General features: G+C 68.7%; 23 protein-coding genes and 3 pseudogenes. 17 read left to right on the top strand and 9 right to left on the bottom strand.

The features are described from left to right. Positions 1-279 (bottom strand): PE family protein (locus BN4348_RS57695; protein ID WP_084454721.1); only part of this gene is annotated, 279 nt, incomplete at its 3' end. A 159-nt stretch (positions 280-438) separates the two neighbouring features. On the opposite strand from BN4348_RS57695, the gene BN4348_RS57690 reads away from it, so the two are divergent. Both BN4348_RS57690 and BN4348_RS57685 read left to right on the top strand, forming a co-directional pair. Further along, entirely contained in the window at positions 439-1,590 is a 1,152-nt protein-coding gene (locus BN4348_RS57690; RefSeq protein WP_066917554.1) for an FAD-binding oxidoreductase, read from the top strand. A 13-nt stretch (positions 1,591-1,603) separates the two neighbouring features. Next, positions 1,604-2,494, top strand: coding sequence for an aldose 1-epimerase (locus BN4348_RS57685; protein WP_066917553.1), 891 nt, complete (start codon positions 1,604-1,606; stop codon positions 2,492-2,494). Here BN4348_RS57685 and BN4348_RS57680 read toward each other — a convergent pair whose 3' ends face one another. The 4 genes from BN4348_RS57680 to dnaK are packed head-to-tail and all read right to left on the bottom strand — an operon-like array spanning position 2,495 to position 6,641. After that, a complete protein-coding gene (locus BN4348_RS57680) occupies positions 2,495-2,896 on the bottom strand; it encodes a heat shock protein transcriptional repressor HspR (protein WP_066917552.1) in 402 nt (133 codons plus the stop codon). Next, positions 2,896-4,074, bottom strand: coding sequence for a molecular chaperone DnaJ (gene dnaJ, locus BN4348_RS57675; protein ID WP_066917551.1), 1,179 nt, complete (start codon positions 4,072-4,074; stop codon positions 2,896-2,898). The genes BN4348_RS57680 and dnaJ overlap by 1 nt, the downstream gene beginning before the upstream one ends. A 54-nt stretch (positions 4,075-4,128) precedes the next feature. After that, complete coding sequence (gene grpE, locus BN4348_RS57670) at positions 4,129-4,779, bottom strand: nucleotide exchange factor GrpE (protein ID WP_066917550.1); 651 nt, start codon at positions 4,777-4,779, stop codon at positions 4,129-4,131. Continuing rightward, positions 4,776-6,641: a molecular chaperone DnaK gene (gene dnaK / locus BN4348_RS57665; protein ID WP_066917549.1), complete on the bottom strand. Its 1,866-nt coding sequence runs from the start codon at positions 6,639-6,641 to the stop codon at positions 4,776-4,778. Before dnaK ends, grpE begins: the two co-directional genes overlap by 4 nt. Positions 6,642-6,888: 247 nt before the next feature. On the opposite strand from dnaK, the gene BN4348_RS57660 reads away from it, so the two are divergent. Continuing rightward, positions 6,889-8,043: an alpha/beta fold hydrolase gene (locus tag BN4348_RS57660; protein WP_066917548.1), complete on the top strand. Its 1,155-nt coding sequence runs from the start codon at positions 6,889-6,891 to the stop codon at positions 8,041-8,043. 50 nt (positions 8,044-8,093) lie between these two features. On the opposite strand, the gene BN4348_RS57655 is transcribed toward BN4348_RS57660, so the two are convergent. Continuing rightward, entirely contained in the window at positions 8,094-9,041 is a 948-nt protein-coding gene (locus tag BN4348_RS57655; protein WP_235852837.1) for a LysR family transcriptional regulator, read from the bottom strand. Between the two features lie 93 nt (positions 9,042-9,134). Here BN4348_RS57655 and BN4348_RS57650 point away from each other — a divergent pair, with 93 nt between their 5' ends. The 9 genes and pseudogenes from BN4348_RS57650 to BN4348_RS57610 all read left to right on the top strand — a co-directional run bounded on the left by BN4348_RS57650 (position 9,135) and on the right by BN4348_RS57610 (position 18,752). Next, positions 9,135-10,625, top strand: a complete 1,491-nt coding sequence (locus tag BN4348_RS57650; RefSeq protein WP_066917547.1) for an aldehyde dehydrogenase family protein — start codon at positions 9,135-9,137, stop codon at positions 10,623-10,625. Then, positions 10,625-11,575, top strand: a complete 951-nt coding sequence (locus BN4348_RS57645) for an amidohydrolase family protein (protein WP_066917546.1) — start codon at positions 10,625-10,627, stop codon at positions 11,573-11,575. The genes BN4348_RS57650 and BN4348_RS57645 overlap by 1 nt, the downstream gene beginning before the upstream one ends. A gap of 81 nt (positions 11,576-11,656) precedes the next feature. After that, a complete protein-coding gene (locus tag BN4348_RS57640) occupies positions 11,657-13,108 on the top strand; it encodes an amino acid permease (RefSeq protein ID WP_066917545.1) in 1,452 nt (483 codons plus the stop codon). Positions 13,109-13,180: 72 nt separating this feature from the next. Beyond that, a pseudogene (locus tag BN4348_RS57635) lies at positions 13,181-13,594 on the top strand (FAD binding domain-containing protein); the annotation flags it as partial. 4 nt (positions 13,595-13,598) lie between these two features. Then, positions 13,599-15,554 (top strand): annotated as a pseudogene (locus BN4348_RS57630) (xanthine dehydrogenase family protein molybdopterin-binding subunit); the annotation flags it as partial. Beyond that, positions 15,551-16,450 (top strand): FAD binding domain-containing protein, encoded by a 900-nt coding sequence (locus BN4348_RS57625; RefSeq protein WP_066917543.1) that lies wholly within the window; start codon positions 15,551-15,553, stop codon positions 16,448-16,450. The pseudogene BN4348_RS57630 and the gene BN4348_RS57625, both read left to right, overlap by 4 nt. Continuing rightward, positions 16,443-16,928, top strand: coding sequence for a (2Fe-2S)-binding protein (locus tag BN4348_RS57620; RefSeq protein WP_066917542.1), 486 nt, complete (start codon positions 16,443-16,445; stop codon positions 16,926-16,928). The genes BN4348_RS57625 and BN4348_RS57620 overlap by 8 nt, the downstream gene beginning before the upstream one ends. Before the next feature lie 132 nt (positions 16,929-17,060). Beyond that, positions 17,061-17,630 (top strand): hypothetical protein, encoded by a 570-nt coding sequence (locus tag BN4348_RS57615; RefSeq protein ID WP_407937933.1) that lies wholly within the window; start codon positions 17,061-17,063, stop codon positions 17,628-17,630. Between the two features lie 186 nt (positions 17,631-17,816). Further along, positions 17,817-18,752 carry a hypothetical protein gene (locus BN4348_RS57610; RefSeq protein WP_160040632.1) on the top strand — a complete coding sequence of 312 codons (936 nt, stop codon included), beginning with the start codon at positions 17,817-17,819 and terminating at the stop codon, positions 18,750-18,752. A 26-nt stretch (positions 18,753-18,778) separates the two neighbouring features. Here the strand turns inward: BN4348_RS57610 and BN4348_RS57605 are convergent, their stop codons facing one another. After that, on the bottom strand, positions 18,779-19,324 hold the full coding sequence (locus BN4348_RS57605; RefSeq protein WP_084454719.1) for an ester cyclase: 546 nt from the start codon (positions 19,322-19,324) through the stop codon (positions 18,779-18,781). A 361-nt stretch (positions 19,325-19,685) separates the two neighbouring features. On the opposite strand from BN4348_RS57605, the gene lipY reads away from it, so the two are divergent. After that, complete coding sequence (gene lipY / locus BN4348_RS57600; protein WP_211145793.1) at positions 19,686-21,275, top strand: triacylglycerol lipase LipY; 1,590 nt, start codon at positions 19,686-19,688, stop codon at positions 21,273-21,275. Here lipY and BN4348_RS57595 read toward each other — a convergent pair. After that, positions 21,272-21,595 (bottom strand): WhiB family transcriptional regulator, encoded by a 324-nt coding sequence (locus BN4348_RS57595; RefSeq protein WP_308204273.1) that lies wholly within the window; start codon positions 21,593-21,595, stop codon positions 21,272-21,274. The two genes, lipY and BN4348_RS57595, sit on opposite strands and share 4 nt — an antisense overlap. A gap of 150 nt (positions 21,596-21,745) precedes the next feature. Here BN4348_RS57595 and BN4348_RS57590 point away from each other — a divergent pair. After that, positions 21,746-22,189, top strand: a pseudogene (locus BN4348_RS57590) (response regulator); the annotation flags it as partial. 82 nt (positions 22,190-22,271) lie between these two features. Here BN4348_RS57590 and BN4348_RS60235 read toward each other — a convergent pair. Beyond that, complete coding sequence (locus BN4348_RS60235) at positions 22,272-22,625, bottom strand: hypothetical protein (RefSeq protein WP_066917539.1); 354 nt, start codon at positions 22,623-22,625, stop codon at positions 22,272-22,274. 54 nt (positions 22,626-22,679) lie between these two features. Here BN4348_RS60235 and BN4348_RS57580 point away from each other — a divergent pair, with 54 nt between their 5' ends. The 3 genes from BN4348_RS57580 to BN4348_RS57570 form a co-directional block, all read left to right on the top strand. Continuing rightward, positions 22,680-23,867 (top strand): sensor histidine kinase, encoded by a 1,188-nt coding sequence (locus BN4348_RS57580; RefSeq protein ID WP_066917538.1) that lies wholly within the window; start codon positions 22,680-22,682, stop codon positions 23,865-23,867. Between the two features lie 56 nt (positions 23,868-23,923). Then, entirely contained in the window at positions 23,924-24,478 is a 555-nt protein-coding gene (locus BN4348_RS57575) for a hypothetical protein (protein ID WP_066917537.1), read from the top strand. Positions 24,479-24,663: 185 nt separating this feature from the next. Continuing rightward, positions 24,664-25,438 (top strand): Hsp70 family protein (locus BN4348_RS57570; RefSeq protein ID WP_160040629.1); only part of this gene is annotated, 775 nt, incomplete at its 3' end.

The raw sequence follows: 25,438 nt of genomic DNA, 5'->3' as shown, positions 1-25,438 counted from the left end.
GGCCGCCTCGCTCAGCGCATACGATGCCGCCCCGCCGTTGAGCAGCTGGACGAATTCCTGGTGGAAGGCCGCCGCCTCGGCGCTCAGCGCCTGATACGCCTGGGCGTGCGCGCCGAACACGGCGGCGACGGTTGTCGACACCTCGTCGCCGCCGGCCGCCAGCAGCGTTGTGGTCTGGGCCGCCGCGGCCGCATTGGCCGCGCCGACCGCCGAGCCGATGTTCGCCAAATCCGTTGCCAATGCGTCCATAAGCTCGGGCGCCGCGATTACAAACGACATGCGTGACCTCTCCACCACGTCACGAGGACGCGATCTCCATCCGCACCGTATGCGCGATCCACGCTGCGAAACGGCCGTTCTCACCAAGCTCGCCCGGATTTCAGCCAACTCACAGCGACCAACGCAGCGCTGCCGTCGCCGAGCCTAGAATCGGGGCCCGTGAGCCTCGAAGACCGGGATGCGTTGCGGGTGCTGCGCGACGCCGCCGGGGAGGATCTGGTCCGCCGGTTCTATACCCGCTGGTTCGCCCTCGATGTCTCGGTGCGCGATCTGTTTCCGCCCGAAATGGACGCGCAGCGGGCCGCCTTCGCGCACGCCCTGCGCTGGGTCTACGGGGAACTGGTGGAGCAGCGCGCCGCCGAGCCGGTGGCCTTCCTCGCCCAGCTCGGGCGTGATCACCGCAAATTCGGGGTGCTGCCAAGCCACTACGACACGCTGCGGCGCGCGCTGTATGCCACGCTGCGGACCCACCTCGGCGACGCGTGGACCGATGCCGTCGAGCAGGCCGCCAACCAGTCGCTCAACCTGATCACCGGGGTGATGAGCGGGGCCGCCGACGCCGACGATGGGCCCGCCTGGTGGGACGGCACGGTCATCGAGCACATGCGGGTCTCGCGCGATCTCGCGGTCGTTCGGCTGCAGCTCGACCACCCGATGGACTATTACCCGGGCCAGTACGTCAACGCCCACGTTCCGCAGTGTCCGCGACGGTGGCGCTATCTGTCCCCGGCGATCCCGGCCGATCCCGGCGGCGGGATCGAGTTTCACGTCCGTCAGGTGCCCGGCGGCCTGGTCAGCACCGCGGTCGTCAACGAAACGCGGCCCGGCGATCGGTGGCGGCTGTCCAGTCCGCACGGGGGCCTGCGCGTCGACCGGGACGGCGGGGACGTGCTGATGGTCGCCGGCAGCACCGGCCTGGCACCGCTGCGGGCGCTGATCATGGACCTGAGCCGCTACGCGGTGAACCCACGGGTGCACCTCTTCTTCGGCGCGCGCTACCGCTGCGAGCTCTACGACCTGCCCACGCTGTGGCAGGTCGCGCAGCACAATCCGTGGCTGTCGGTCACGCCGGTCTCGGAGTACGGCCGCGACCCCTCATGGGCCGCCGACTACCCCGACCCCACGCCGCCACGCGGGCTGCACGTGCACCAGACCGGCCGCCTGCCCGCCGTCGTCACCAAGTACGGCGGCTGGGGCGACCGGCAAATCCTGATCTGCGGCGGACCCGACATGGTTCGCGCCACCAAGGCCGCGCTGATCGCCAAAGGGGCTCCGCCCGAACGCATTCAGCACGATCCCCTGTCCAGGTGAACCGAGGTAAGCCATGCAGATCGTCACCCTGACCGACCCGTCCTCGCCGGTGGCAGCACAGTTCGTGCCCGAGGCGGGCATGATCGGCACCTCGTTGACCGACTCTGGCACCGAACTACTCGGCCAGCGCCGCGGCCTGCAGGCCTACGTCGAGGCCGGCAAGACGATGGGCATTCCGATCCTGTATCCGTGGGCAAATCGGCTGGGCGCCAACAGCTATACGGCCCAGAACACGACGGTGACGCTCACGCGCGGCGAAAACGGCGTGCGCGCCGACCCCAACGGACTGCCCATCCACGGCACCCTGGCCGCCTACCCCGGCTGGCGGGTCACCGCGCAGTCCGAGAACGAACTGAGCGCCGAAGTCGATTTCGGCGCCGACCCGAAGTTGCTGGCAAGTTTCCCCTATCCGCACGTGCTCGCGGTGACGGTGCGGCTGGCCGAACGGGCGCTGACCGTCGGCACCACGGTCACCGCGACCGGCGACACCGCCGTGCCGCTGTGCTTCGGCTTCCATCCCTACCTGTGCCTGCCCGACGTGCCCCGCCACGAGTGGGTCATCGAGACCCCGCCGCTGCGGCATTTGCTGCTCGACGACAGGGGGCTGCCCACCGGCAAGTCGGAGCCACAACGGGCGAGGAAAGAAGCGTTGGGCGGCAAGGCTTTTGACGATGCCTACGACCAGGTGAGCGACGGCGCGGCGTTCGCGGTGTCCGGCGGCGGCCGCCGCCTGGAGGTGCACTTTGAACGGGGCTATCCGGCGGCGCAGATCTTCGCACCGCTCGCCGAAGAGGTGGTGTGCTTCGAGCCGATGACCGCGCCCACCGACGCGCTGCGCCGCGGCGGCTACCGGTGCGCACGTCCGGGCGAGCCTGCGGCGGCGGTGTTTTCGATCCGCGTCTGATCAGGCGCGGGTTCCGCCCTTGCGCGGCTGCCACACCACCACGGCGGTGCTCTTGGGCGCCACGACCAGGTCGCGGCGCTGGCCGGCGCGCACCTGCGCCAGCTCCTCGGTCAGCTCCTTCACGCGCGCCTGCAGGGCTTCCACGTGGTTGGTCAGCTCGATGATGCGCTTGATGCCGGCCAGGTTGACGCCCTCGTCCTGCGACAGCCGCTGCACCTCACGCAGGAGGTTGACATCGTGCTCCGAATAGCGGCGTCCCCCACCGGACGTCCGCCTCGGGCTGACCAGCCCGAGGCGGTCGTAGGTGCGCAGCGTCTGCGCGTGCATGCCGGCCAGCTCGGCGGCCACCGAGATCAGGAAGGTCCGGGCCTCCTCCTTGGGGTCCCTCGAGCCTCTGGCCATCAGCGGTTACCCGCCCATCCGGCGCGCGGATTGAAACCGCTGGACCGCTCGGCCTCGGCGTAGGCCTCCAGCGCCTCCTGGGCGGCGCCCTCCACGTTCGGCGGCACGGCCACCTTCACCGTGACGAGCAGGTCGCCGTTGCCGCCCCCACGCTTGGGCACGCCGCGTCCGCGCACCCGCAGGATGCGTCCGTCGGCGGTGCCCTTGGGCACCCGGACGCCGACCTTGCCGTCCAGCGTGGGAACCGAAAGCGTTGAACCCAAAGCCAATTCGGTGAAACTGACGGGAACGGTCACGGTGAGGTCGTCGCCGTCGCGGCCGAACACCTTGTCCGGGCGCACGTGCACGGTCACGTACAGGTCGCCCGACGGCGCCCCGCGCAGCCCGGCCTCGCCCTGCCCGGGCAACCGGATCCGTTGCCCGTCCTCGACACCGGGCGGGATCCTCACGTTGATGGTGCGGGTGCGGGTGGTCACGCCGGTGCCTTTGCACTCGTCGCACGGGTGCTCGATGATCGAGCCGCTGCCCCGGCAATCGGTGCAGGGTTCGGAGAAGCCGAACGCGCCCTGGTTGCGGTTGATCACGCCCGAGCCGTTACAGCTGGGACACACCTTCGGGCTGGTGCCCGGGCGCGCGCCGCTGCCATGGCAATTGGTGCACGGCGCGGGGCTGGTCAGCCGCAGCGGCATCGCCACGCCCTTGGCCGCCTCGACGAAGTCGAGCTCGGTCTCGGTCTCCAGGTCGTTGCCGCGCCGCGGCCGGCTGGGGCGGGGACCGGCGCCGCGTCCGAACAAGCCACCGAACAGGTCGCCGATGTTGGCGCCACCGCTTCGGCCGGCGGCGTCGAACAGGTCGCTGAGGTTGAACTCCGCGCCGTCGCCGCCGACGTTGAAGCTGAAGCCGCTGCCACCGTCGAACCGGCGCCCGCCGAAACCGCCGCCCGCGAACAGGCGGCGGGTTTCGTCGTACTCCTTGCGCTTGGCCGGATCCGACAACACGTTGTGCGCCTCCGACACCGCCTTGAATCGTTCGCCGGCGGCGGGGTTGTCGGGGTTCGCATCCGGATGCAGGTCGCGCGCCAGCTTGCGGTAGGCGCGCTTGATCTCTTCCGGGCTGGCGTCAGAGGAGACGCCCAGCTCCTTATAGAAGTCCTTTTCGACCCATTCACGCTGGGCCATGCCGCGTCACCCCCTCACCTTTCTCTATCTATTTGTCGTATTTGATTGTCGTGCTTAATCACCGGAGCCGTCGGCGTCATGGCCCGTGTCGGACTGTTGCGTTTCGGGGGAGACGGTTTCTTCACCGTCAGCCGCAACGGTGTCTGGGATTGTGTCGACGACCCCGACCAGAGCGTGCCGCAGCACCTGGTCGCCCAGCTTGTAGCCCTGGCGCATGACGGTGCCGATCACCGGCTTGGAGCCGTCGGCGCCGTCGCCCTCGTGCTGCACGGCCTCGTGCAGCACGGGGTCGAAGTCCTCGCCCTCCTCGCCGAACGCCGTCAGGCCCAAGCCCGTCAGCGCGCTGTCCAGCTTGTCGGCCACCGACTTCAGCGGGCCGGATTCCAGGTCGCCGTGCTTGCGCGCCCGCTCGAGATCGTCGAGCACGCCCAGCAATTGGCTGACGACGGCGGCCTTGGCCCGGTCCGCGGCGGCTTGCTGGTCGCGCAGCGCCCGCTTGCGGTAGTTGGTGAAGTCGGCCTGCACCCGTTGCAGATCGGCCGTCAGCTCGGCGATCTTGTCGACACTCTCACCCTTACCGGCCGGCGCCGTCCCTCCCGGCACCCCACTTTCGGGGCCGGGAGAGACGTGCCGTACTTCGCCGGTCTCGGGATCGATTCGCCGCTTATCGGTGACCGTCACCTGCTCCGGGTTTCCCTCGCTCACTTGGCCTCCCGGTCGTCGTCGACCACCTCCGCGTCCACGACGTCATCGGCCGAGCCACCCTGGGGACCGCCGGCCTCGGCACCGCCGGCCTGGCCGCCGGCGGCCTGGGTGGCCTCGTAGATCGCTTGGCCGAGCGCCTGGGACTCCTGGCCGAGCTTCTCCATCGCCGCCTTGATCGCGGAGATGTCGGTGCCGCCCAGCGCCGACTTGGCCTCGGCCACCGCGGCATCCACCTTGTTCAGCGTGTCCTCGGGAACCTTCGAACCGCCCTCGGCGCCACGCTGTTCGGCGACGAACTTCTCCGTCTGGTAGACCAGCGTCTCGGCCTGGTTGCGGATGTCGGCCTCCTCGCGCCGCTGGCGGTCCTCCTCGGCGTGCGCCTCGGCGTCCTTGATCATCCGGTCGATCTCCTCCTTGGACAGGCCGGAGCCCTCCTGGATCTTGATCGTGTTCTCCTTGCCGGTGCCCTTGTCCTTGGCCGTGACATGCACGATGCCGTTGGCGTCGATGTCGAAGGTGACCTCGATCTGGGGCACGCCGCGCGGGGCCGGCGGGATGCCGGTCAGCTCGAAGGAGCCGAGCAGCTTGTTGTGCGAGGCGATCTCGCGCTCACCCTGATAGACCTGGATCTGCACCGACGGCTGGTTGTCGTCGGCCGTGGTGAAGGTCTCCGACCGCTTGGTGGGGATCGTGGTGTTGCGCTCGATGAGCTTGGTCATCACGCCACCCTTGGTCTCGATACCGAGGCTCAGCGGCGTAACGTCAAGCAGCAGAACGTCTTTCACCTCACCCTTCAACACACCGGCCTGCAGCGCGGCACCCACGGCCACGACTTCGTCGGGGTTGACGCCCTTGTTGGGCTCCTTGCCGCCGGTCATCTCCTTGACCAGTTCGGAGACCGCGGGCATCCGGGTGGAACCACCCACGAGCACCACGTGGTCGATCTCGGAGACGGAAATACCGGCGTCCTTGATCACCGACTGGAAGGGCTGACGGGTGCGGTCCAGCAGATCCTGCGTGATGCGCTGGAATTCGGCGCGGGTCAGCTGCTCGTCGAGGAACAGCGGGTTCTTGTCCGCGTCGACGGTGATGTAGGGCAGGTTGATCGAGGTGCTCTGCGAACTCGAGAGCTCGATCTTGGCCTTCTCGGCCGCCTCACGCAGCCGCTGCATCGCCATCTTGTCCTTGGTCAGGTCGATGCCGCTGGTGCCCTTGAACTTGTCGACCAGCCACTCGACGACCCGGTCGTCCCAGTCGTCGCCACCAAGGTGGTTGTCACCGCTGGTGGCGCGGACCTCGACGACACCCTCGCCGATCTCGAGCAGCGAGACGTCGAACGTGCCGCCGCCCAGGTCGAAGACCAGGATGGTCTGTTCCTTCTCGCCCTTGTCCAGGCCGTAGGCCAACGCCGCGGCGGTCGGCTCGTTGACGATCCGCAGCACGTTGAGGCCGGCGATCTGGCCGGCTTCCTTGGTCGCCTGACGCTGGGCGTCGTTGAAGTAGGCGGGCACGGTGATGACCGCGTCGGTGATGTCCTCACCGAGGTAGGCCTCCGCGTCGCGCTTCAGCTTCATCAGCACGCGGGCGCTGATCTCCTGCGCGGTGTACTTCTTGCCGTCGATCTCGATGGACCAATCGGTGCCCATGTGCCGCTTGACCGACCGCACAGTGCGGTCGACGTTGGTCACCGCCTGGTTCTTCGCGGGCTGGCCTACCAGCACTTCACCGTTGCGCGCGAACGCGACGATGGATGGAGTCGTCCGCGAGCCCTCGGAGTTGGCGACGACAACGGGGTCACCGCCCTCGAGAACTGCGACGACGGAGTTGGTGGTCCCGAGGTCGATGCCGACCGCACGAGCCATAGTGATTCCTCCTGAGTGTGTAGAGCATTTGTGGTGCCACTATGCTGAGTGAACCCCGCTCAAGACTGCCCCTACGGGCTCCCCGGTGTCAACCCAGGGTTGAGTCTGATTCACTCAACTTGTCGATCATCCTAACGGAGGGCGGGGGCGTCTTGTTCCCGGGGTGATCCGCCGAGTGCGCGCCGACGGCCTGGGTTCCACCCGGAAGCCCTCGTTTGCAGGCAATTCCTACGGTAAAAGGGTCTTTATGGCCGACGGCGCCGTGTTCCCGGTCGGGTATTACGACCTCCATCCGGACGTCACGCTGAATTTTCAGCTGAACCGGTTCTGGAACTGGGTCGGCGAACCACAGATGCTCGCTGACCTGCGCCGGGTCGCCCCAGGGCTGACCACTTACGACGAATGGATTCGTCAGCTGCTCGACCTCGGCGAGCGGGCGCTCGAGCAGGGCCGCATGCTGGCCGGCGCATACCTGATCCGTGCCGCTGAATTCTTCATGCCGGCGGGTGACCCGCGCCGCCGCGGCGCCCGCCAAACCTTCCTGGACACCGTGCTGACGCAGTTCGGCGTGGCTCCCGACCAACATCACGCGGTGGCCTACGAGGGGACAACCCTGTCGGCCTACCGATTGTCCCCCGCTTCGCCGCGCGGGGTGATCGTCGTCTTCGGCGGCTTCGACAGCTACATCGAGGAATGGCTGCCGATGCTGCTGGCGCTGCGCCACGCGGGGCTGGACGTCGTGGCGTTCGACGGGCCCGGCCAGGGGGCGGCGTTGGACGCGGGGCTCCCGATGACCGCCGAATGGCACAGGCCGGTTGGCGCAGTGCTTGACCACTTCGGGGTCGACGATGTGACCCTGATGGGTTTTTCGCTGGGCGGCTGCCTGGTCATGCGGGCCGCGGCTTGGGAGCCGCGGGTGAAACGAGTCATCGCCGACGACGTTCTCACCGACTTCACCGCCTGCTTCGCCTACCGGTTGGCCGCGCCGCAAAAAGCGCTGGTGGTCAACGCCGGCCGACTGCCCGCGGCCGTGGTGGACAGATTGATAAACCGGGCGCGCCGCCGCAACCTGCTGGCCGATTGGGGCATCGGGAACGCCGAAGCGGTCTTCGGCGTCCACACCCCGGCCGAGGCGCTGGCCGCGGTGCGCACCATGCGCACCGATGACGTCTCTTCCCGCGTCACCCAAGACGTGTTACTGATGGCCGGAGCGGAGGATCACTACGTCCCCCTCGCCCAGCTGGGTGCACGGATCAAGACCCTGACGAACGCTCGATCGGTGACGGCACGCGTGTTCACCCGCGCCGAGAGCGCTCAAAACCATTGCCAGATAGGGAACTTGGGCCTATCGCTGGGGGTCATTCTCGACTGGCTCGACGACCACGTTGGCAGTCCTGGCTGACTCGCGCGCCACGGAGCACCTGATACGGCCGGGCACACACTCAAACGCCGTCAGCGCACACTCGGCGCGCCGGGCTCCGGGATCATCTCCTCGATCAGCGAGAACACCGCGCGGGTCGCCGCGCTGGCCGGGCGGAGCGCCGACATCGCGACGTAGAGCCGCCAGCAGATGTCGTGATCGGAGATGCGGACCGTCGCCAGACCGGAATCGCCGATCTCGTCGAGGATGAACCGGCTGAGAAATCCGATTCCTATGCCGTTGCGGATGTGGCTCGCGGTGGTGCCGATATCGGCGACCTCGAGCGCGACCATGCGCGGCACCCCCGCGGTGGCGAAGGCGCGGTCGACCACCGCCCGGTTGCCGTATCCCGGCGGCCCGTCGACGAACGACATCCCGGCCAGCTCGGCCAGGGGCACCGATTCCCGCCCCGCCAGCGGGTGACTCACCGGGACGACCAACAGCAGCTCGAACGCGGCGACAAGGCGGGTGTGCAGGTCGGCCGGCGGCCCGTCGGGCAAGACGAGCAGGGCAACGTCGAGGTTGCCGTCGCGCAGTTGCTGCGCCAGGCCCGCGGAGCCGGCCCGGGCGAAGCGGACCTGGACCAACACGTCGGGATGCCGGGCGTACAGGTCGGCCAGCAGCGTCGGCAGGTCGATGTTGTTGATCGACATCAGCGTCCCCAGCCGGACGGTGCCGCGGACGGCCCCGACCGTGGCGGCGACGGCCTCCTTGGCCGCGCGGGCGGCCTCGATGGTCGCGCGGGCGTGGGGTGCCAGCTCCTGTCCCGCCGGGGTGAGCGTCACCCCCGCCGGGCCGCGGACGAACAGGTCCGCGCCGAGCTCGCGTTCGAGCGCCTTGATGGTCGCGGACACCCCGGATTGGACGACGTGCAGCCTCTTGGCGGCGCGGGTGAAGCTGAGGGTGTCCGCGACAGCCAGGAAATAGTCCAACTGGCGAAGCTCCACCGGGCAATTATCACCGCCGGTGATGGCTTCCATCAGAAATTTTCGTTGGCGTCCGACAGTTGGGTCAATTTAACGTTCGCAATTGGCTCGCGTCGATCCAATCCCCTCAACCGGACGGTGCGCTTTATGAATTTGCAAGCTCCCAGTCTCAGGCGGACTCGGACCCGCTGGTCGTCGGCTTCCACCGACGACCAATTCGTCGTCGAAAACCCGGCGACCGGCCAGACGGTCGCCGTCGTCCAGGGGGCCGGGCCCGAGGAGGTGGACCAGGCCGTCCGCCGCGCCCACGCCGCGCACCTGAACTGGAAGCAGCGCCCGGCCCGCGAACGCGGCCGCTACCTGCGGCAGATCGCCGAGGTCCTGCGCGCCCACGCCGACGAGATCGCCGCCCTGGAGACCCTGGAAATGGGCAAGCCGATCACCCAGGCGCGCAATTTCGATGTGGAAGCCGCCATCGCGATCTTCGAGTACTTCGGCGGCTTGGTGGAGGCGCTGCCCAGCCAGGCCCGCGACTACGGCCCGGTGCTGGACGTGACCACGCTGGAGCCGTACGGGGTGATCGCGTGCATCGTGCCGTTCAACTGGCCGCCCATCCACACCGCCGGGAAGGTCGCGCCGGCATTGGCCGTCGGCAACGCGGTCGTGCTCAAGCCGCCGGAGCAGACGCCGTCGGTGGTGTTGCGGATGGTCGAACTGATCCAGTCGGTCCTGCCGGACCGTGTCGTGCAGGCCGTGCCCGGCAAGGGCGAGGTGGGCGCCGCGCTGGCCGGGCACCGAATGGTGGGCAAGGTTTCCTTCACGGGGTCGCCGCGGACGGGCGCGGCGGTGCTGCGGACCGCGGCGGGCAACCTCACCCCGGCGCTGATGGAACTCGGCGGCAAGAACCCGCTGGTGGTCTTCGACGACGCCAACCGGCACGAGGCGTTGCTGGCCGCCGTCGACGGCGGCTTTTTCAACCAGGGCGAGGCCTGCACCGCGGCGTCGCGAATCCTGGTGCAGGAGAGCGTGTATGCGGAATTCGAGGCGAAATTGTGCGCCGCGGTGAGCCGGCTGCGGGTGGGCGACGGCGCCGACCCCGCCACCGACGTCGGGCCCTTGGTCACCCGCAAACAGCAAAAGCAGGTCCTGGACTACCTGCGGATCGGCGTGGCCGAAGGCGCCCGCATCGCGGCCCAGGCCCCGCTGCCCGACGATCCCCGACTGGCCGACGGCTTCTACGTTCCACCGACCGTGCTGACGGACGTGACGCCCGCCATGCGGGTGGCCCGCGACGAGATCTTCGGCCCGGTGGTCACCCTGATGCCGTTCACCGACGAGGACGAGGCGGTGCGCATCGCCAACGCCACGCCGTTCGGCCTGGTTGCGGCGGTGTTCACCCAGGACGGCGATCGGGCGCTGCGGGTGAGCCGGCGGATCCGGGCCGGCGCCGTCTTCGTCAACAACTATCACCGCATTTCGATCGGCACCGGTTTCGGCGGGGTCGGCCACAGCGGGTTCGGGCGCGAGCACGCCCAGGAGACGCTGGCCGAGTACGGCTACACGAAGACGATTCGGCTGGCCGCCAATCGCGACGAGCTGTCGTACTGGAGCGCAGCCGCCAGGGTGCTGGCGGGTTGATGCGGACGATAGCCCTCGAAGAGCATTACGCCACAACCGAATTCCTGACGGGGCCGGGTCGCTGGCTGGCGTCGCGCGCGGGCATCGTCGAACCGATCGGCGATCTTGGCGACGGCCGCATCGCGGCGATGGACGAGGCGGGCGTCGACGTGGCTGTGCTGTCGCTGGCCGCACCGGGCGTCGAACAGCTGGAGGGCCCGGAGGCCGAACGGCTCGCCCGCGAATGCAACGACGAGCTCGCCGCGGCGTGCGGGCGGTATCCGGATCGGCTGGCCGGCTTTGCCGCGTTGCCCATCAGCGCGCCCGCGGCGGCCGCCGAGGAGCTCCAGCGGGTGGTGCGCGGGCACGGCTTCGTCGGCGCCGCGATCAACGGGCACAGCAAGGGGCGCTATCTGGACGACCGGTTCTTCGATCCCGTCCTGTCGCGGGCGGCCGAGCTGCGCGTCCCGATCTACCTGCACCCGACCATCCCGCCGCCGGCCGTCATCGAGTCGAGCTACGCGGGGTTTTCCCCGGAGGTCACGTTCGCGCTGGCCACGGTGGGCTGGGGGTGGCACATCAACACCGCCACACACGTGCTGAGGCTGATCCTTGGTGGCGTGTTCGACCGCTACCCCGAGCTGCAGTTGATCATCGGGCACATGGGGGAGGCGACGTCGTTCATGTTGCCGCGGTTCGACGCGACGCTGAAACCGGAGCTGACCGGTCTGCGGCACCCGGTCAGCACCTATCTGCGGCGCAACGTGAACTACACCTTCGCCAACTTCAACGACGAGGCGACCTACGCCAACCTGGTCGCGCAAGTCGGCCTTGGGAGAGTGTGCTTTTCGGCCGATTACCCGTTCGGGTCGATGCTCGCCGCCCGCGCGTTCCTCGACGGCCTGGCGCTCGGTGACGACGATCGGGCGCGCATCAGCCACGGCAACGCCGAACGGTTGCTGCGCCTGTAGATACCGGTTTGCTGCCGCCGAGCGGGTGCCGCACGCATGGGATAGCCTGAGCTGTCCCGCAGCCACCACGGCAGGAGCTCGATGCCAGAGCCAGACAGCGCCGCCGCGCGGCTCGCACGCGAAGACGAGGGCTATCACAAGAGCCTCAAAAACCGCCAAATCCAGATGATCGCCCTCGGCGGCGCCATCGGAACCGGCCTTTTCCTCGGCGCCGGCGGGCGGCTCGCCTCCGCGGGGCCGGGGCTGTTTCTGGTTTACGGGGTCTGCGGTTTCTTCGTCTTCCTGATCCTGCGCGCGCTCGGCGAGCTGGTGCTGCACCGCCCCTCGACGGGATCGTTCGTGTCGTACTCCCGCGAATTCTTCGGGGAGAAGCTGGCTTTCGTCGCCGGCTGGATGTATGTCCTCAACTGGTCGATGACCGGGATCGTGGACACCACCGCGATCGCACACTACTGCCATTACTGGAACGCCTTCCACGACATTCCGCAGTGGACCATCGCGTTGTTCGCGCTGCTGCTGGTGCTGTGCATGAACCTGATCTCGGTCAGGGCCTTCGGTGAGCTGGAATTCTGGGCCTCGTTGATCAAGGTGCTGGCGCTGGTGACGTTCCTCGTCGTCGGCGCGGTGTTTCTGGTCGGGCGGTTCAAGATCGACGGTCACGACACCGGCACGGGCCTGTGGAACACTCACGGCGGGCTGGTACCGACCGGGGTACTGCCGCTGGTGCTCGTCACCTCGGGGGTGGTGTTCGCCTACGCCGCAATCGAACTCGTCGGCATCGCGGCCGGGGAAACGGCCAACCCGGAGAAGGTCATGCCGCGCGCGATCAACTCGGTGGTGTTCCGCATCGCGGTGTTCTACATCGGGTCCACCGTCCTGCTGGGCCTGCTGCTGCCCTACACCGCCTACAAGGCCAACGTCAGCCCGTTCGTGACGTTCTTCTCCAAAGCCGGTGTCAGCGGGGCGGGCAGCGTGATGAACGTGGTGGTCCTCACCGCCGCGCTGTCGAGCCTGAACGCGGGACTGTATTCGACGGGGCGCATCCTGCGGTCGATGGCGATCAACGGCAGCGGCCCGAAGTTCACCGCGCCGATGTCGAAACGGGGCGTGCCTTACCGCGGGATCCTGCTCACCAGCGCGGTGGGTTTGCTGGGCATCGTGCTCAACGCCGTCAAGCCGAGCCAGGCCTTCGAAATCGTGCTGCACATCGCGGCGGTGGGCATCGTGTTCGCCTGGGGGACGATCGTGGCGAGCCAGCTGCAGTTCTACCGGCTGGCAAAGGCCGGGAGGGTACAACGGCCGAGTTTCCGGATGCCGCTGTCCCCGTACAGCGGCTATCTGACGCTGGCCTTCCTGGTCGGCGTCGTGATCCTGATGTACTTCGACAAGGTGCAGGGGCCTTACCTGATCGGGGCGACGGTCGTCGGCGTCCCCGCGCTCATCGGCGGTTTGTTCCTGGTCCGCCATCGGGTGAGCGCGGCCGCCGAAGACGACGTGCCGGCCTCACCCGCTCAGGGTTCGTCGATGTCCTGACCGCCGGCGAGGTCGCCGCACTCGACGTTCTCCACGTCCGGCCTGTCGCGCAGGTAGTCCCCNCCCGACACCATCGACGACGCCGTCGCGCTGCTGTCCGAGCTGGGCGATGACGCGAAGATCATCGCCGGCGGCCAGAGCCTGGTCCCCATGCTGGCGATGCGGCTGGCCTACTTCGACCACCTCATCGACATCTCCCGGCTGGCCGAGCTGCGGGGCATCGAGCGCAGGGGCCAAGAGCTGTGGATCGGTGCGGGCACCACGGAGGCCACGGTGGGCGCCGACGACCAAGTGCGCCATGCGGTTCCGTTGCTGACGCGGGTCACGCCGTTCGTCGGGCACTTCCAGATCCGCAACCGCGGCACCCTGGGCGGGTCGATCGCGCACGCCGACGCCGCGGGCGAATACCCGGCGGCCGCGCTGGCGCTGGAAGCGGTGATGGAGGTGCTGTCGCCGCGCGGGCGGCGGGAGATCGCCGCCGCCGACTNATGTCGCCGAGGACGCGCTGGAGCTGGTCGACGTCGACTACGAGCCGCTGCCCGCGATCACCGACTTCACCCGGGCGCAGGCCGCCGATGTGCTGGTCCACGAGACCTACCCGAACAACGTCGCGGGCGGAATGGGCGGCGCGCCACCCGACGAAGAGACGTTCGCGTCGGCGCCGTGCGTCGTGAAAGAGAACATCTACCAACAGATTTACGCACCGGTGCCGATCGAGACCCGCGGGCTGGTCGTCGAGTGGTCCGCAGCCTCCGAGGAGCTCACCCTGTGGGCGTCCACGCAGACCCCGCACGAGCTGCGGGCCTTTTGCGCGCGGTTGTTGGGCATTGCGGCGCAACGGGTTCGGGTCATCATGCGCGACACCGGCGGCGGCTTCGGCCAGAAGGTCGTCCCGATGCGCGAGGACATGTGCATCATGCTGGCCGCCCGCAAGGTGCCCGCGGCGCTCAAGTGGATCGAGGACCGGCGCGAAAATCTGATGTCGGCCGGCCAGGCCCGCCACGTCGACGGCACCGGCCGGATGGCGTTCGACGACGACGGCAACATCCTGGCCGCCGACATCGACTTCGTCCAGGACATCGGCGCCTACCCGACGCCCTACCCGGTGCTGACCACCGCCGCCATCGGCATGTTCTTCCCGGGCCCCTACCGGGTGCCCAAGGCCAGCTTCAACTACAAGACGGTCTTCACCAACACCAGCGGCCTGGCCGCCTACCGCGGGCCGTGGCAGTACGAGACGCTGGCGCGCGAAGTCCTGCTCGACATCGCCGCGCGGAAGATGAACCTCGACCCGGTCGAGTTGCGCCGTCGCAACCTGTTGCGCCGCGACGAGATGCCGTACTTCAATCCCAACGGCATGCCGTATGACCACGTCGCCCCGAGCGAGACGTTCGAGCAGGCGGTGAAAATCCTTGACCACGAAGGGTTTCGCAAGGAGCAGCGCGAGGCGCTGGCGCAGGGCCGCTACCTGGGCCTGGGATTCTCGGCCTACATCGAGCCGACCGGGGCGGCGACGGGCCACCTGGCCACCGAGGGTTGCACCATGCGGATGGAACCGACCGGCAAGATCAACGTCTACGTGAACGGCGGCTCGAGCGGAAACAGCCTGGAAACCACCGTGATTCAGCTGACCGCCGACGCGCTGGGCGCCGACATCGACGACGTCGCCACCATCCAGGGCGACACCGCGATCACGCCGTACGGCGCGGGGACGCAGGGCAGCCGCAGTGGCCCGATGACCGCCGGCGCCGTCGAGGAGGCCGGAACGATCCTGCGCGGCAAGCTCGTGGCGCTGGCAGCCCACCACCTCAAGGTGGCCGAAACCGAAGTGGTGCTGGCGCATTCGACCGCGGCGGTGCGCGACGACCCGTCCAGGCAGGTGAGCTTCGGCGAGCTGGCCTACGTCGCCCATTACTCGCCGCAGGCGCTGCCGCCCGGGATGTCGCCCGAGCTGGAGGCCAGCGCCCGCTACGTCGCCAAGGCGCCCATCCTGTGGTCCAACGCGACCCACGCGTGCACCTGCGAGGTGGACGTGGCCACCGGCAAGGTCACGCTGCTGCGCTACATCGTCAGCGAGGACGTCGGGCCGATGATCAACCCGGCCATCGTGGAGGGCCAGATCGCCGGCGGCACGGTGCAGGGCATCGGCGGCGCGCTCATGGAGGACCTCGCCTACGACGACGACGGCAACCCGCTGGCAACGACGTTCGTCGACTACCTGCTGCCGACGGCCACCGAGGTCCCGCCGATCGAATTCGGCCACGTCGAGATCCCCGGGCCCGGGCCCGGCGGCTACAAGGGCGCCGGCGAGGGCGGGGCCATCGGATCGGTGCCCGCGGTGATCAACGCCATCAACGACGCGCTGGCGCCGCTGGGCGTGGCGATCACCCGGTTGCCCGCCAGCCCGGCCTCGATCGCGGCGCTGCTGGGCGAGGCGGCCCGGTGAAACCCGCCTCGTTCGAGTACCACCGCCCCGACACCATCGACGACGCCGTCGCGCTGCTGTCCGAGCTGGGCGATGACGCGAAGATCATCGCCGGCGGCCAGAGCCTGGTCCCCATGCTGGCGATGCGGCTGGCCTACTTCGACCACCTCATCGACATCTCCCGGCTGGCCGAGCTGCGGGGCATCGAGCGCAGGGGCCAAGAGCTGTGGATCGGTGCGGGCACCACGGAGGCCACGGTGGGCGCCGACGACCAAGTGCGCCATGCGGTTCCGTTGCTGACGCGGGTCACGCCGTTCGTCGGGCACTTCCAGATCCGCAACCGCGGCACCCTGGGCGGGTCGATCGCGCACGCCGACGCCGCGGGCGAATACCCGGCGGCCGCGCTGGCGCTGGAAGCGGTGATGGAGGTGCTGTCGCCGCGCGGGCGGCGGGAGATCGCCGCCGCCGACTTCTTCGCCGGCCTGTGGGAAACCACGATGGACTCCGACGAGGTGCTGACGGGTGTGCGGTTCCCCGTGCGGAACGGCCGGTCGGGCTTCTCGGTGCACGAATTCGCGCGCCGCCACGGCGATTTCGCGATCGCCGGCGCGCTGGTCGCGGTCCAGCTCGACGACGCCGACCGGGTGTCCCGGTGCGGGATCGGGCTGCTGGGCCTGGGCTCCACGGTCAGGCGCGCGACGGCGGCCGAGGCCACGGTCGTCGGGAGGCCGGTCGGAGAGCTGGTGGCCGAGGAGATCGGCCGCACGGCGATGACGGACCTCGATGACGTCCCGACCGACCTGCAGGGGTCGGCGTCGTACCGCACCCAGGTGGGCGCCACCATGGTCGCGCGCGCGTGGAGCGAGGCCGTTCATGAAGCCGTCGACGAAGCACCCGCGGGAGCAGCCAATGCATGAGCAACCGATCCGGTTGTCGGTGAACGGGACTGACATCACCGACAGCGTCGAACCGCGCATGACGCTGGCGGACTTCCTGCGCGACAGGTGCGGGCTTACCGGCACCCACCTCGGCTGCGAGCACGGGGCGTGCGGCGCCTGCACCGTGCTCGTGGACGGCGATGCGGTCCGCTCATGCCTGATGTTCGCGGTCCAGGCCGACGGCCAGGAGGTGACGACGGTCGAGGGCATCGCGTCGCCGGACGGCACCCTGTCGCCGGTGCAGGCGGCGCTGCGTGAGTGCCACGGGCTGCAATGCGGCTTCTGCACGCCGGGTTTCGTGACGTCGCTGACGGCGTTGCTGCGTGATAACCCGAACCCCACCGACGACGAGATCCGCGAGGGCCTGTCCGGCAACTTCTGCCGCTGCACGGGTTATCAGGGCATCGTCGCGGCCGCGCATCGGGCCGCCGAGCTCGGGTCGGTCACGCAGCGATAAACCTGCGCCATCGGCTCGGCATCGATACGGCCCGCCTTGCAGTGCCTTTCGCCGCTCCTTGCGTACTCTGAGCGCTGAATCTGAGAATTTCGGGAGCGGCGGGTGCAGTTATCGCAGAAAGTGCGGCGGAGTCTGGCCGGAGGCTCGCTGCTGCTCGTCCCCGTGCTGGCCAGTCCCGCGCTGATTGACGGCTGCACCTCCACCATCGCGGGCAAGCCGGTCGCCGCGCCGGGGGCCGGCCCGGTCGAGCCCACCTTCCCCACCCCGCGGCCGAGCATCACGACGCCGGCCCCCAGCGCAACCGCGGCCCCACCGCCGGGCCCGACCGGGCCGGCGGCCCCGACCACGCCACCGGTTGGCGCCATCCCGCTCCCGCCGGACCACAACGGCTACGTCTTCATCGAGACCAAGTCCGGCGTCACGCGCTGCCAGATCAACAAGGAGACCGTCGGTTGTGAGGCGCCGTTCACCAACTCCCCGCTGCAGGACGGCGAGCACGCCAACGGCGTGAGCATCAGCTCCGGCGGCAACGTGCAGTGGGTGCTGGGCAACCTCGGGGCCATCCCGACGGTCACCATCGACTACAAGACCTACGCGGCGCAGGGCTGGACGATCAACGCGACCGAAGACGGCACCCGCTTCACCAACGACCACACCGGCCACGGCATGTTCGTCAGCGTCGAGAAGGTCAACACGTTCTGAGCGCCCGAAAGCGGGAACGCGTCAGCTGACGATGGGCGCGACATTGGGATCGGTAGTGGCACGGTGCCCGACACTTTTGGGATGAGCCTCAACGACGGATCGCCCGCGTCGCGCCAATTCGTGGCATCCTCCTCGCCCATGTCCGCCCAAATGACCGCGTTCGCTACGGGAAAGGGGCGGTACGCCGTGCAAGCGGCGATGTTCGCATTGATCTTGGTGGTCGTCGCGTCGGCCGTCACCCGGCGCAGCCAGGGCTTCCTGATCGCCGTCGCGGGGCTGGTGGCGCTGTCGATTTTCGGTGTGGCGGGGACCGCCTACGTGTGGTGGCGTTCGCGACGAAAGGTCCTCATTGGCGTCACGAGCGAGGGCCTGACCGTCAATCAGCGGCGGGACGTTTTCTCCTTCGATGACGCACAGCTGGGCCCGTGGGTGAACATGGGCGTCGCCCTTCACCTGCAACGTGGCTCGCACCGGTTTGTTCTCGGCGGAAGAGATCGTCGCATCGCTCCGACAACACGGCTCGACGCGCCGCCCGTCCAGTCCGTCGATGCCTGGTTGTGGGTCGCAGATTTCGATGAGCTTCTCGCCGTGGGCGGCCGCCGGGGTGGGGTGGATGTGCGCGGACCCGCACCCGGGGAAGCGACTCGGTGTCTGCTGTTTCCCAATCCCGCGCTGGCCGAACAGATGGGGTCGTTCGCATTCCGAAAACAACTCCGACTTCAGCGATCGCTCTCCAAACCGAGCCTGGTCCTTGACGTGGACAACGACGCGGTGCGGGTGATCGACCCGAACACCGACGCGCTCAGTGCCTCTGCCTCGCGCGCCGACGTGACCGCGACAGCGGCAACCTTTCAGCCCGACGGTGTCACGAGCGGCGACGGCAGCACCTACACCTACCCCGCGACGCCCGGCCTGCTGGTGCGCGTTCCGGGCGTGCAACCACTGACCATCGGATGTCTCGAGTCGGCCGGGTCGCAATTGCGATTTGCGTGGCGCGGCGGGGTGGCTTGGCCGAGTGAACGCCCTGCTTATGTGGTCTCGGCGGGGGATTTGCTAGCGCTCGTCGAGAATTTCGGCTTGACCTCGCAGCTGGAAGACAAAGCCGCTCGCCACGAGTCATAGTTCGAGACCCTCAGATCTCGTCTGTTTCACACCGGACCTGGTCCAGCGGTACCGGACGGAGTCATCAGCCTGTTGCTGGGCAGGGAAGCGTCAAGCACCTTGCGGGCGGTCTCGGCTCCGGCGATGGGAAGGCCGTCGGGATCCAGCAGGCCGAGTTGGACGAGCACGCTGGCTTGGTCCCAGTAGATGTGCTCATGCGCGAGTTTGTCTTCCTGAAATTGCACAACGGCCACTGTCGGAATCTCGACTGCGCGGCCGGTGGGCTCAATGCCGGGCAGCATCCAGTCCATCCGGGTGGTGTGCGTGAAACGGACGATGAACTCATCGACAACGGAACTCTCCCCGACCGTGCGGCTGACGGGAACGAGTTCGAAGTCGGGAGGATTCACCCCGATGAAATGGTGCGCGTAAAAATGTCGCAAGCGCTCGAAGCCGACGCCACCCGTCATGGTGGGGATGTGGTTGACGTAGGGTTCCGCCACCATCGTGGACATGGTGGCGTCCACCTCCCGAGTTTCAAACTCGTACCGACAGTGAGCCTCCCACAACGCGGCAAGATCGTAAGCGGGCATCGCCGGCACCTCTCTCGGGGAGTTCCAGCTTACGGGCTGGGCAGCCGCCGACGCGCTCCCGGGACTTCGCACGAAGCGCCCCCACCTCGAACATTGGTCGACTTCGTCCCGGCCATCGGGTGGCCCGCGCTACCTGCCACCCACAGCGGTTGCCGCCGCTAATCGCCAGACAGCCGATTCGACGGTCCACCAGGGGCCTTGGTGATGCCGAGACGAAGTTTGAGACCGCCGTATCTTGTCTATCTTCGAGGCGGGAGAATCTCTCGGCCGACCGGTCGTGATGTCATTTCCCTCGGTGCGTGGGCAGATCAGATGTACGGTCTGCAAGGGCTGCTGAAGGTCCGATCGAGAAGGAGCAGCGATGAACTTTTCGGTGTTGCCGCCCGAGCTCAATTCCCTGCTGCTGCTCGACGGGCCGGGCCCGGGGCCGATGCTGGAGGCGGCGGCGGCCTGGGACGGGATCCGCACTGAGTTGAGCGCCGCGGCCAACGCGTTCAGCGCCGTCACCTCGGACCTGGCCGGCCAGGCCTGGCAGGGCCCTTCGTCGGCGTCCATGACGACCGCGGCCGCCGGATATGTGGACTGGCTGGGCGGGGCGGCAGCGCGAGCCGAAGAGTCAGCGGCCCAGGCGCGCGCGGCGGCCAGCGCCTTTGAGGCCGCGCTGGCGACGATCGTCGACCCCGGATCGATCACGGCCAATCGCGGCCAGCTGGTGTCGCTGGTGATCTCGAACCTGTTCGGGCAAAACGCCCCGGCCATCGCGGCCGCCGAGGCCGAATACGAGCGGATGTGGGCCCAGGACGTCGCCGCGATGGGCGGTTATCACGCCAGCGCGTCGGCGACGGTCGCGCAGCTGGGCAACTGGGAACTGGCGCTGGAAAATCTGCCCGGGGAATTCGCCCAGGCCCTCGAGGGCGGCTTCAACAACGTGGCCAACACGGTCGTCGGCACGATCTTCGGCGCGCCGGCCGCCCCGCCCTTCTCGGCAACGCAGACGGGGACTTTCACCGGCGGGCCCTCGCTGATAACCAGATTGGAGGAAGCCGCGCTGTACCCGGTCAAACCGTTCCTGGCCTTCTCCGGACTGCAGAACTACATCGAATCGCCGAGTTCCCCCCTCCTGCAGCTGTTTACCGGCAACAATCCCCTCCTGGGGATAGGTCTCAGCAACACCCCGCCAAAGTTGTTGCCGTTGCTGCTCGGAGAAACGGTGCAGCACACCACGTACAACGGGATGCCCGTCGTCCAGATCACGCCCGCTCATCCCGACGGCGACTACGTGGTCGCCATTCACGGCGGCGCGTTCATCTTCGCGCCGTCGATCTTCCACTGGCTCGACTACACGGTGATGGCCTACCAAACCGGCGCGACCATCGAGGTGCCGATCTACCCGTTGCTGCAACAGGGCGGCACCGCCGGCACGGTGGTGCCCAACATGGCCGGCTTCATCAACTCGCAGATCGTCGCGCACGGGGCGCCGCACGTCAGCGTGATCGGTGACTCCGCGGGCGGCAACCTCGCGCTGGCGGCCGAGGAGTACACCCTGACGCAGAACCCGCTCGCGCCCGTGCCGTCGTCGATGGTCCTGCTGTCCCCGTGGCTGGACGTCACGTTCAGCAACCCGAACATCGCGTTCGTCCAGGATCCGCTGCTGCCGGTGGGTCCCGGCCAAGTGATCGGCAGGGAGTGGGCGGGCGGCCTACCGGTGACCAACCCCGAAGTGAGCCCGCTGTACGGGTCACTCACCGGACTCCCGCCGACGTATGTCTACTCGGGCAACCTGGATTCACTGTCGCCCGACGTGCTCGTCCTCCAGCACAACGCCGCGCTGGCGGGCGCCCCGTTCAACTTCGTGTTGGCCAACGGCCAGATCCACGACTGGATCATCCTCACGTTGGACGGTCCCCAATACTGGCCGCAGATCGACCAGGAGCTCGGGCTGACCGCTTAGCCCGTCCTGCGGCGCTTGCGCCGTGTGAGGAACTCGGACCAGGAGCCCACCTCGGGGTGCTGCTTGAGCAACGCCCGCCGCTGGCGCTCGGTCATGCCGCCCCACACGCCGAATTCCATCTGGTTGTCGAGCGCGTCGGCGAGGCACTCAGCGACGACCGGGCAGTGCCGGCAAATGGCGGCGGCCTTGCGCTGCGCGGCTCCGCGGACGAAGAGCTCTTCGGGATCGGCGGTGCGACACAGCGCCTTGGACACCCATTCCAGGCGCGCCTCGGGCACCCTAACGACGGAAACGGTGGTTACATCCCTGATGTTGGACACGTCGATCCTTCTGCCGGGTTCCACCCCCGGGCAATGACTATCCCTGGACGGCTCACCGCTGTCTGTCCGCCGACCGGTCGGAGCGCAGGATGAATCTCGCGTCCCCCGATTGGGGGAAACGGCGGCAACCTCTGTGTGACACTGAGCGGCATGGTCGGCCGGGCAACGACCGAGAAAGTGCGGGTGGTCGTCGGCGACGATCACCCGCTGTTCCGCGATGGGGTGGTGCGCGCGCTGACGTCGAGCGGCGAAGTGGACGTCGTCGCCGAAGCCGACGACGGCGTCGCCGCCTTGGCGCTGATCAAGACCCATCTGCCGCACGTCGCCCTGCTCGACTACCGGATGCCCGGAATGGACGGCGCCAAGGTCGCCGCCGCGGTGCGGTCTGATGACCTGCCGACGCGGGTGTTGCTGCTGTCGGCGCACGACGAGTCGGAGATCGTCTTCCACGCCCTGGCGGAGGGCGCCGCCGGGTTCCTGCCCAAGGAATCGACGAAAAGCGAGATCGTGCAGGGCGTGCTGGACTGCGCTCGGGGCCAAGACGTGGTCCCGCCGGCCCTTGCCGCCGGCCTGGCGGGCGAGATCCGCCGCCGCGGCGAGGCCCCGGCNCGGGACCCGACATGACTGGCGAATATGGCCGGGAGCCAACGGGATCCGGCGATCCGGACAGCGACCGCTACGCCGCCGTGCCCGCTTCGCTGCCGTGGTACAAGCGCACGGCGCTGGTGTTGAGCGTCGTCGGCGCGGCCGCCGCCGTGCTTCTCGCGGTCGTGTTGGCGCTGACCCTGGGCCACGACAAGACGAACCCCGTCAACACCATCCCCCCCAACGAACCGGCGCCACCGCAAACGTCGCAAACAGAGACGATCACGGCGCCGAACGGCACCACCACCGTCACGGTGGTCCCGCCCCCGCCGCAGCCGTCGACACAGCCGCCAGACACGACCACCAGCCAGGCGCCCACCACGACGACGCCGGCGCCCACCACCACCACCAGCGCGGCGCCGACCACCACCAGCGCCGCGCCCACCNGATCGCGCCGCGGCCGTCGCGGCCGCGATGCGGCGCGGGCTGCTCGAATAGCATGGGCCGCCCGCTGGCTCGAATGGTCGACTTCGTGGCGGCCGAGCCCGTCCGCTTGTCGGCGTTCCTGCGCTTGCCGCTGATCGGTCTGATCGTCTTGCTGGTCTCGGTGTGGGAGGTCGAGCACTGGTTGCCGTTGGCCTACGCGGTGATCCTCGGGACCTATAGCGTCGCCGCACTGGTGTGGGTGGTGGTGGTGCTGCGCGGCCCGGTGCCGGCGTGGGCGGGCTGGGCGTCGACGGGCATCGACGTGCTGACCGTGGTGGCGCTGTGCGTGGTCTCGGGCGGCGCGACCGTGGCGTTGCTGCCGGTGTTCTTCCTGCTGCCCATTTCGGTGGCGTTTCAGGACCGGCCGGCGCTGGCCGCCGCCGTGGGGATCTGCACCGCCGTCGGGTATCTCGGAGTGTGGATCGTGTACTCCAAGCGCGACGACACGGTCGAGCTGCCGAGCCTGGTGTACACCCATTTCGGTTTGCTGCTATGGCTGGCGGCCGCGATGACGGCGCTGTGTTATTTCCTGACGCGCGCCGCGGCGCGTGTGGCGGCACTGCTCGAGATGCGCCGCACGCTGGTGTCGGAGGCGATGCGCGCCGACGAGCGCAATGCCCGGGCGCTGGCCGAGCACCTGCACGACGGGCCGCTGCAGGATCTGCTGGCGGCGCGGCTCGAACTCGACGAGGTCCGCGAACGGCATACCGATCCGGGACTCGACGCCGCATACCAGGCGATACAGGAGACGGCGACCCGGCTGCGCAGCACCGTCACCGCACTACATCCCCAGGTGCTCACCGAAGTCGGTCTGACCGCCGCGCTGCGTGAGCTGCTGCGCTCCTACGAACTCCGCGGGAGCTTCGCCGTCGAGGCCGATCTCGAAGAGGTCGACCGGCCCCGGTCACAGTCCCTGCTGTACCGGGCGGCCCGCGAACTGCTCGCCAACGCCTACAAGCACGCGCAGGCCGGCACCGTGCGGGTAAGCCTCGCCACGACCGGCGACGCCATCACGCTCAGCGTGGTCGACGACGGGGTGGGTTTCGATCCGGCCATCCTGGATCGATGCGTCGCCGAAGGGCACATCGGACTCGCCTCGCTGGCGGTTCGCGTCGAGGCGATGGGTGGATCGATGAAGCTCACGTCGGCGGTCGGCGGTGGCACGCGGGCATCGGTGACCGCGCCGGCCGGCGCCGACTGAACACGCCGCGCCGCTGCTGAACTGGCCGGAAAGGCGGTGTCAGTACCATCGGTGCCGTGGCACCCAACGGCCCGCAGGACGACTTCCACAACCAGCGGACGCAGTTTGCGAACTACGGCGGCCCGAGCGGTCCGCCGAGGCCGGGTGGATCGCCGCCTCCTGCTGACATCCCGCCGGATCAGCCGGAGTCACCCGAGGCGATCGATCCGTTCGACCAGGAACCCGAGCCCACCCCCTGGTATCGGCGGCCCCTGGGGGTCATCGCGTGGGTGATCGCCGTCGCGATTCTGCTCGCGCTGATCGTCTACGGGCTCATGGAGCTGATTCAGGGCGGCCAGGGCACCAGCCACACCCCGAGCACCACGAGCAGCACCACACCGACGACCGTGACCACCACCGAGTCGTCCGCGCCGCCCACCACCACCGAGTCGTCCGTGCCGCCGCCCACCAGCAGCGCGGTCGAGCCGCCGGCCCAGCGGCCGACCCAGCAGCAGACGCGTCAGCCCAACCAACCGCAGCCCACGCATCGGCACCATCTGCCGTCGCTGCCGTCCGTGATCACCATTCCCGAGGTGCCGACGGTGATCACGCTGCCGCCCGGCATCGGATAACCACCTGTCCGGCCCGGTTCGTCGAGCCTGTCATCAACACCCCTACCTACGAAGTGTTGCAACCACCCCTTGAACCTAAGTCGCACTTTGTCTGCAGATTTACCGGCTCGGCGCTTTCCCACAGCTGCCGTGGCTGCCCAGCGATAACGCCGCACTCATAGACTCGCTGGAATGGGGTGTGCGATATGAGCGAGTCGCTCGGGTTGTCGATCGGGGCGGCCAACCTGGTTGCGGCCCGCGAGGGCCGTGCCCCGGTGGCCCGCAGTGCCGTGCTGACGCTGTTCGAGCACCGGCCGACTGAAATCGGGCTGCCGGAAGAAAACCCGAACCTGACCGAATCCGGGCTGGTGCTGCGCGGATTCGTCGAGCGGGTCGGCGACCGGGCCCCGTTGGTGGCGGCCGACGGGACGAAGTACCTCGGTGAGGTGCTGACGGTCGAAGCGATCGAAGCCATGGCACGCACGGTCGGCTACGGCACACCGGTCACGGTCGCGGTCCCCGCTTACTGGTCCGAGGCGCAGATCACCGCGCTGCGCGAGGAATTCTTCGCCCAGCGGGATCTGACGCGCGGCGGGGTGGCGCCGGCCCTGATTTCCGACGCCACGGCCGCGCTGGCCACGCTGCGCGGCCGACCGGGATTCCCGGCCCAGGGCGTCGTCGCCTTGTGCGACTTCGGCGCCAGCGGCACCAGCGTCACTCTGTTCAACGCCGGAGCGAACGTTCAGCAGATCGGTCCCTCGGTGCACTACACCGACTTCTCCGGCGACGCGATCGATCAACTCATCCTCGATTACGTGCGCGCGGGTGCCTCCGACGCCACCAGCGCCGACCTGGCCGGCACCGCGCGGATCGGCTCGCAGTCCCGGCTGCTCGCCGCATGCCGCCGCGCCAAGGAACAGCTGACGCCTGCCAGCGTCTCTCCCGCTGAGGCCGTGCAGCCTTCCCGGACCGCCTTCGAGG

The sequence above is a fragment of the Mycobacterium interjectum genome (genome assembly GCF_900078675.2).
Lineage (GTDB): Bacteria > Actinomycetota > Actinomycetes > Mycobacteriales > Mycobacteriaceae > Mycobacterium > Mycobacterium interjectum.
The sequence above is the reverse complement of the archived record's forward strand: the minus strand, read 5'-3'. Positions and strand labels throughout refer to the sequence as shown.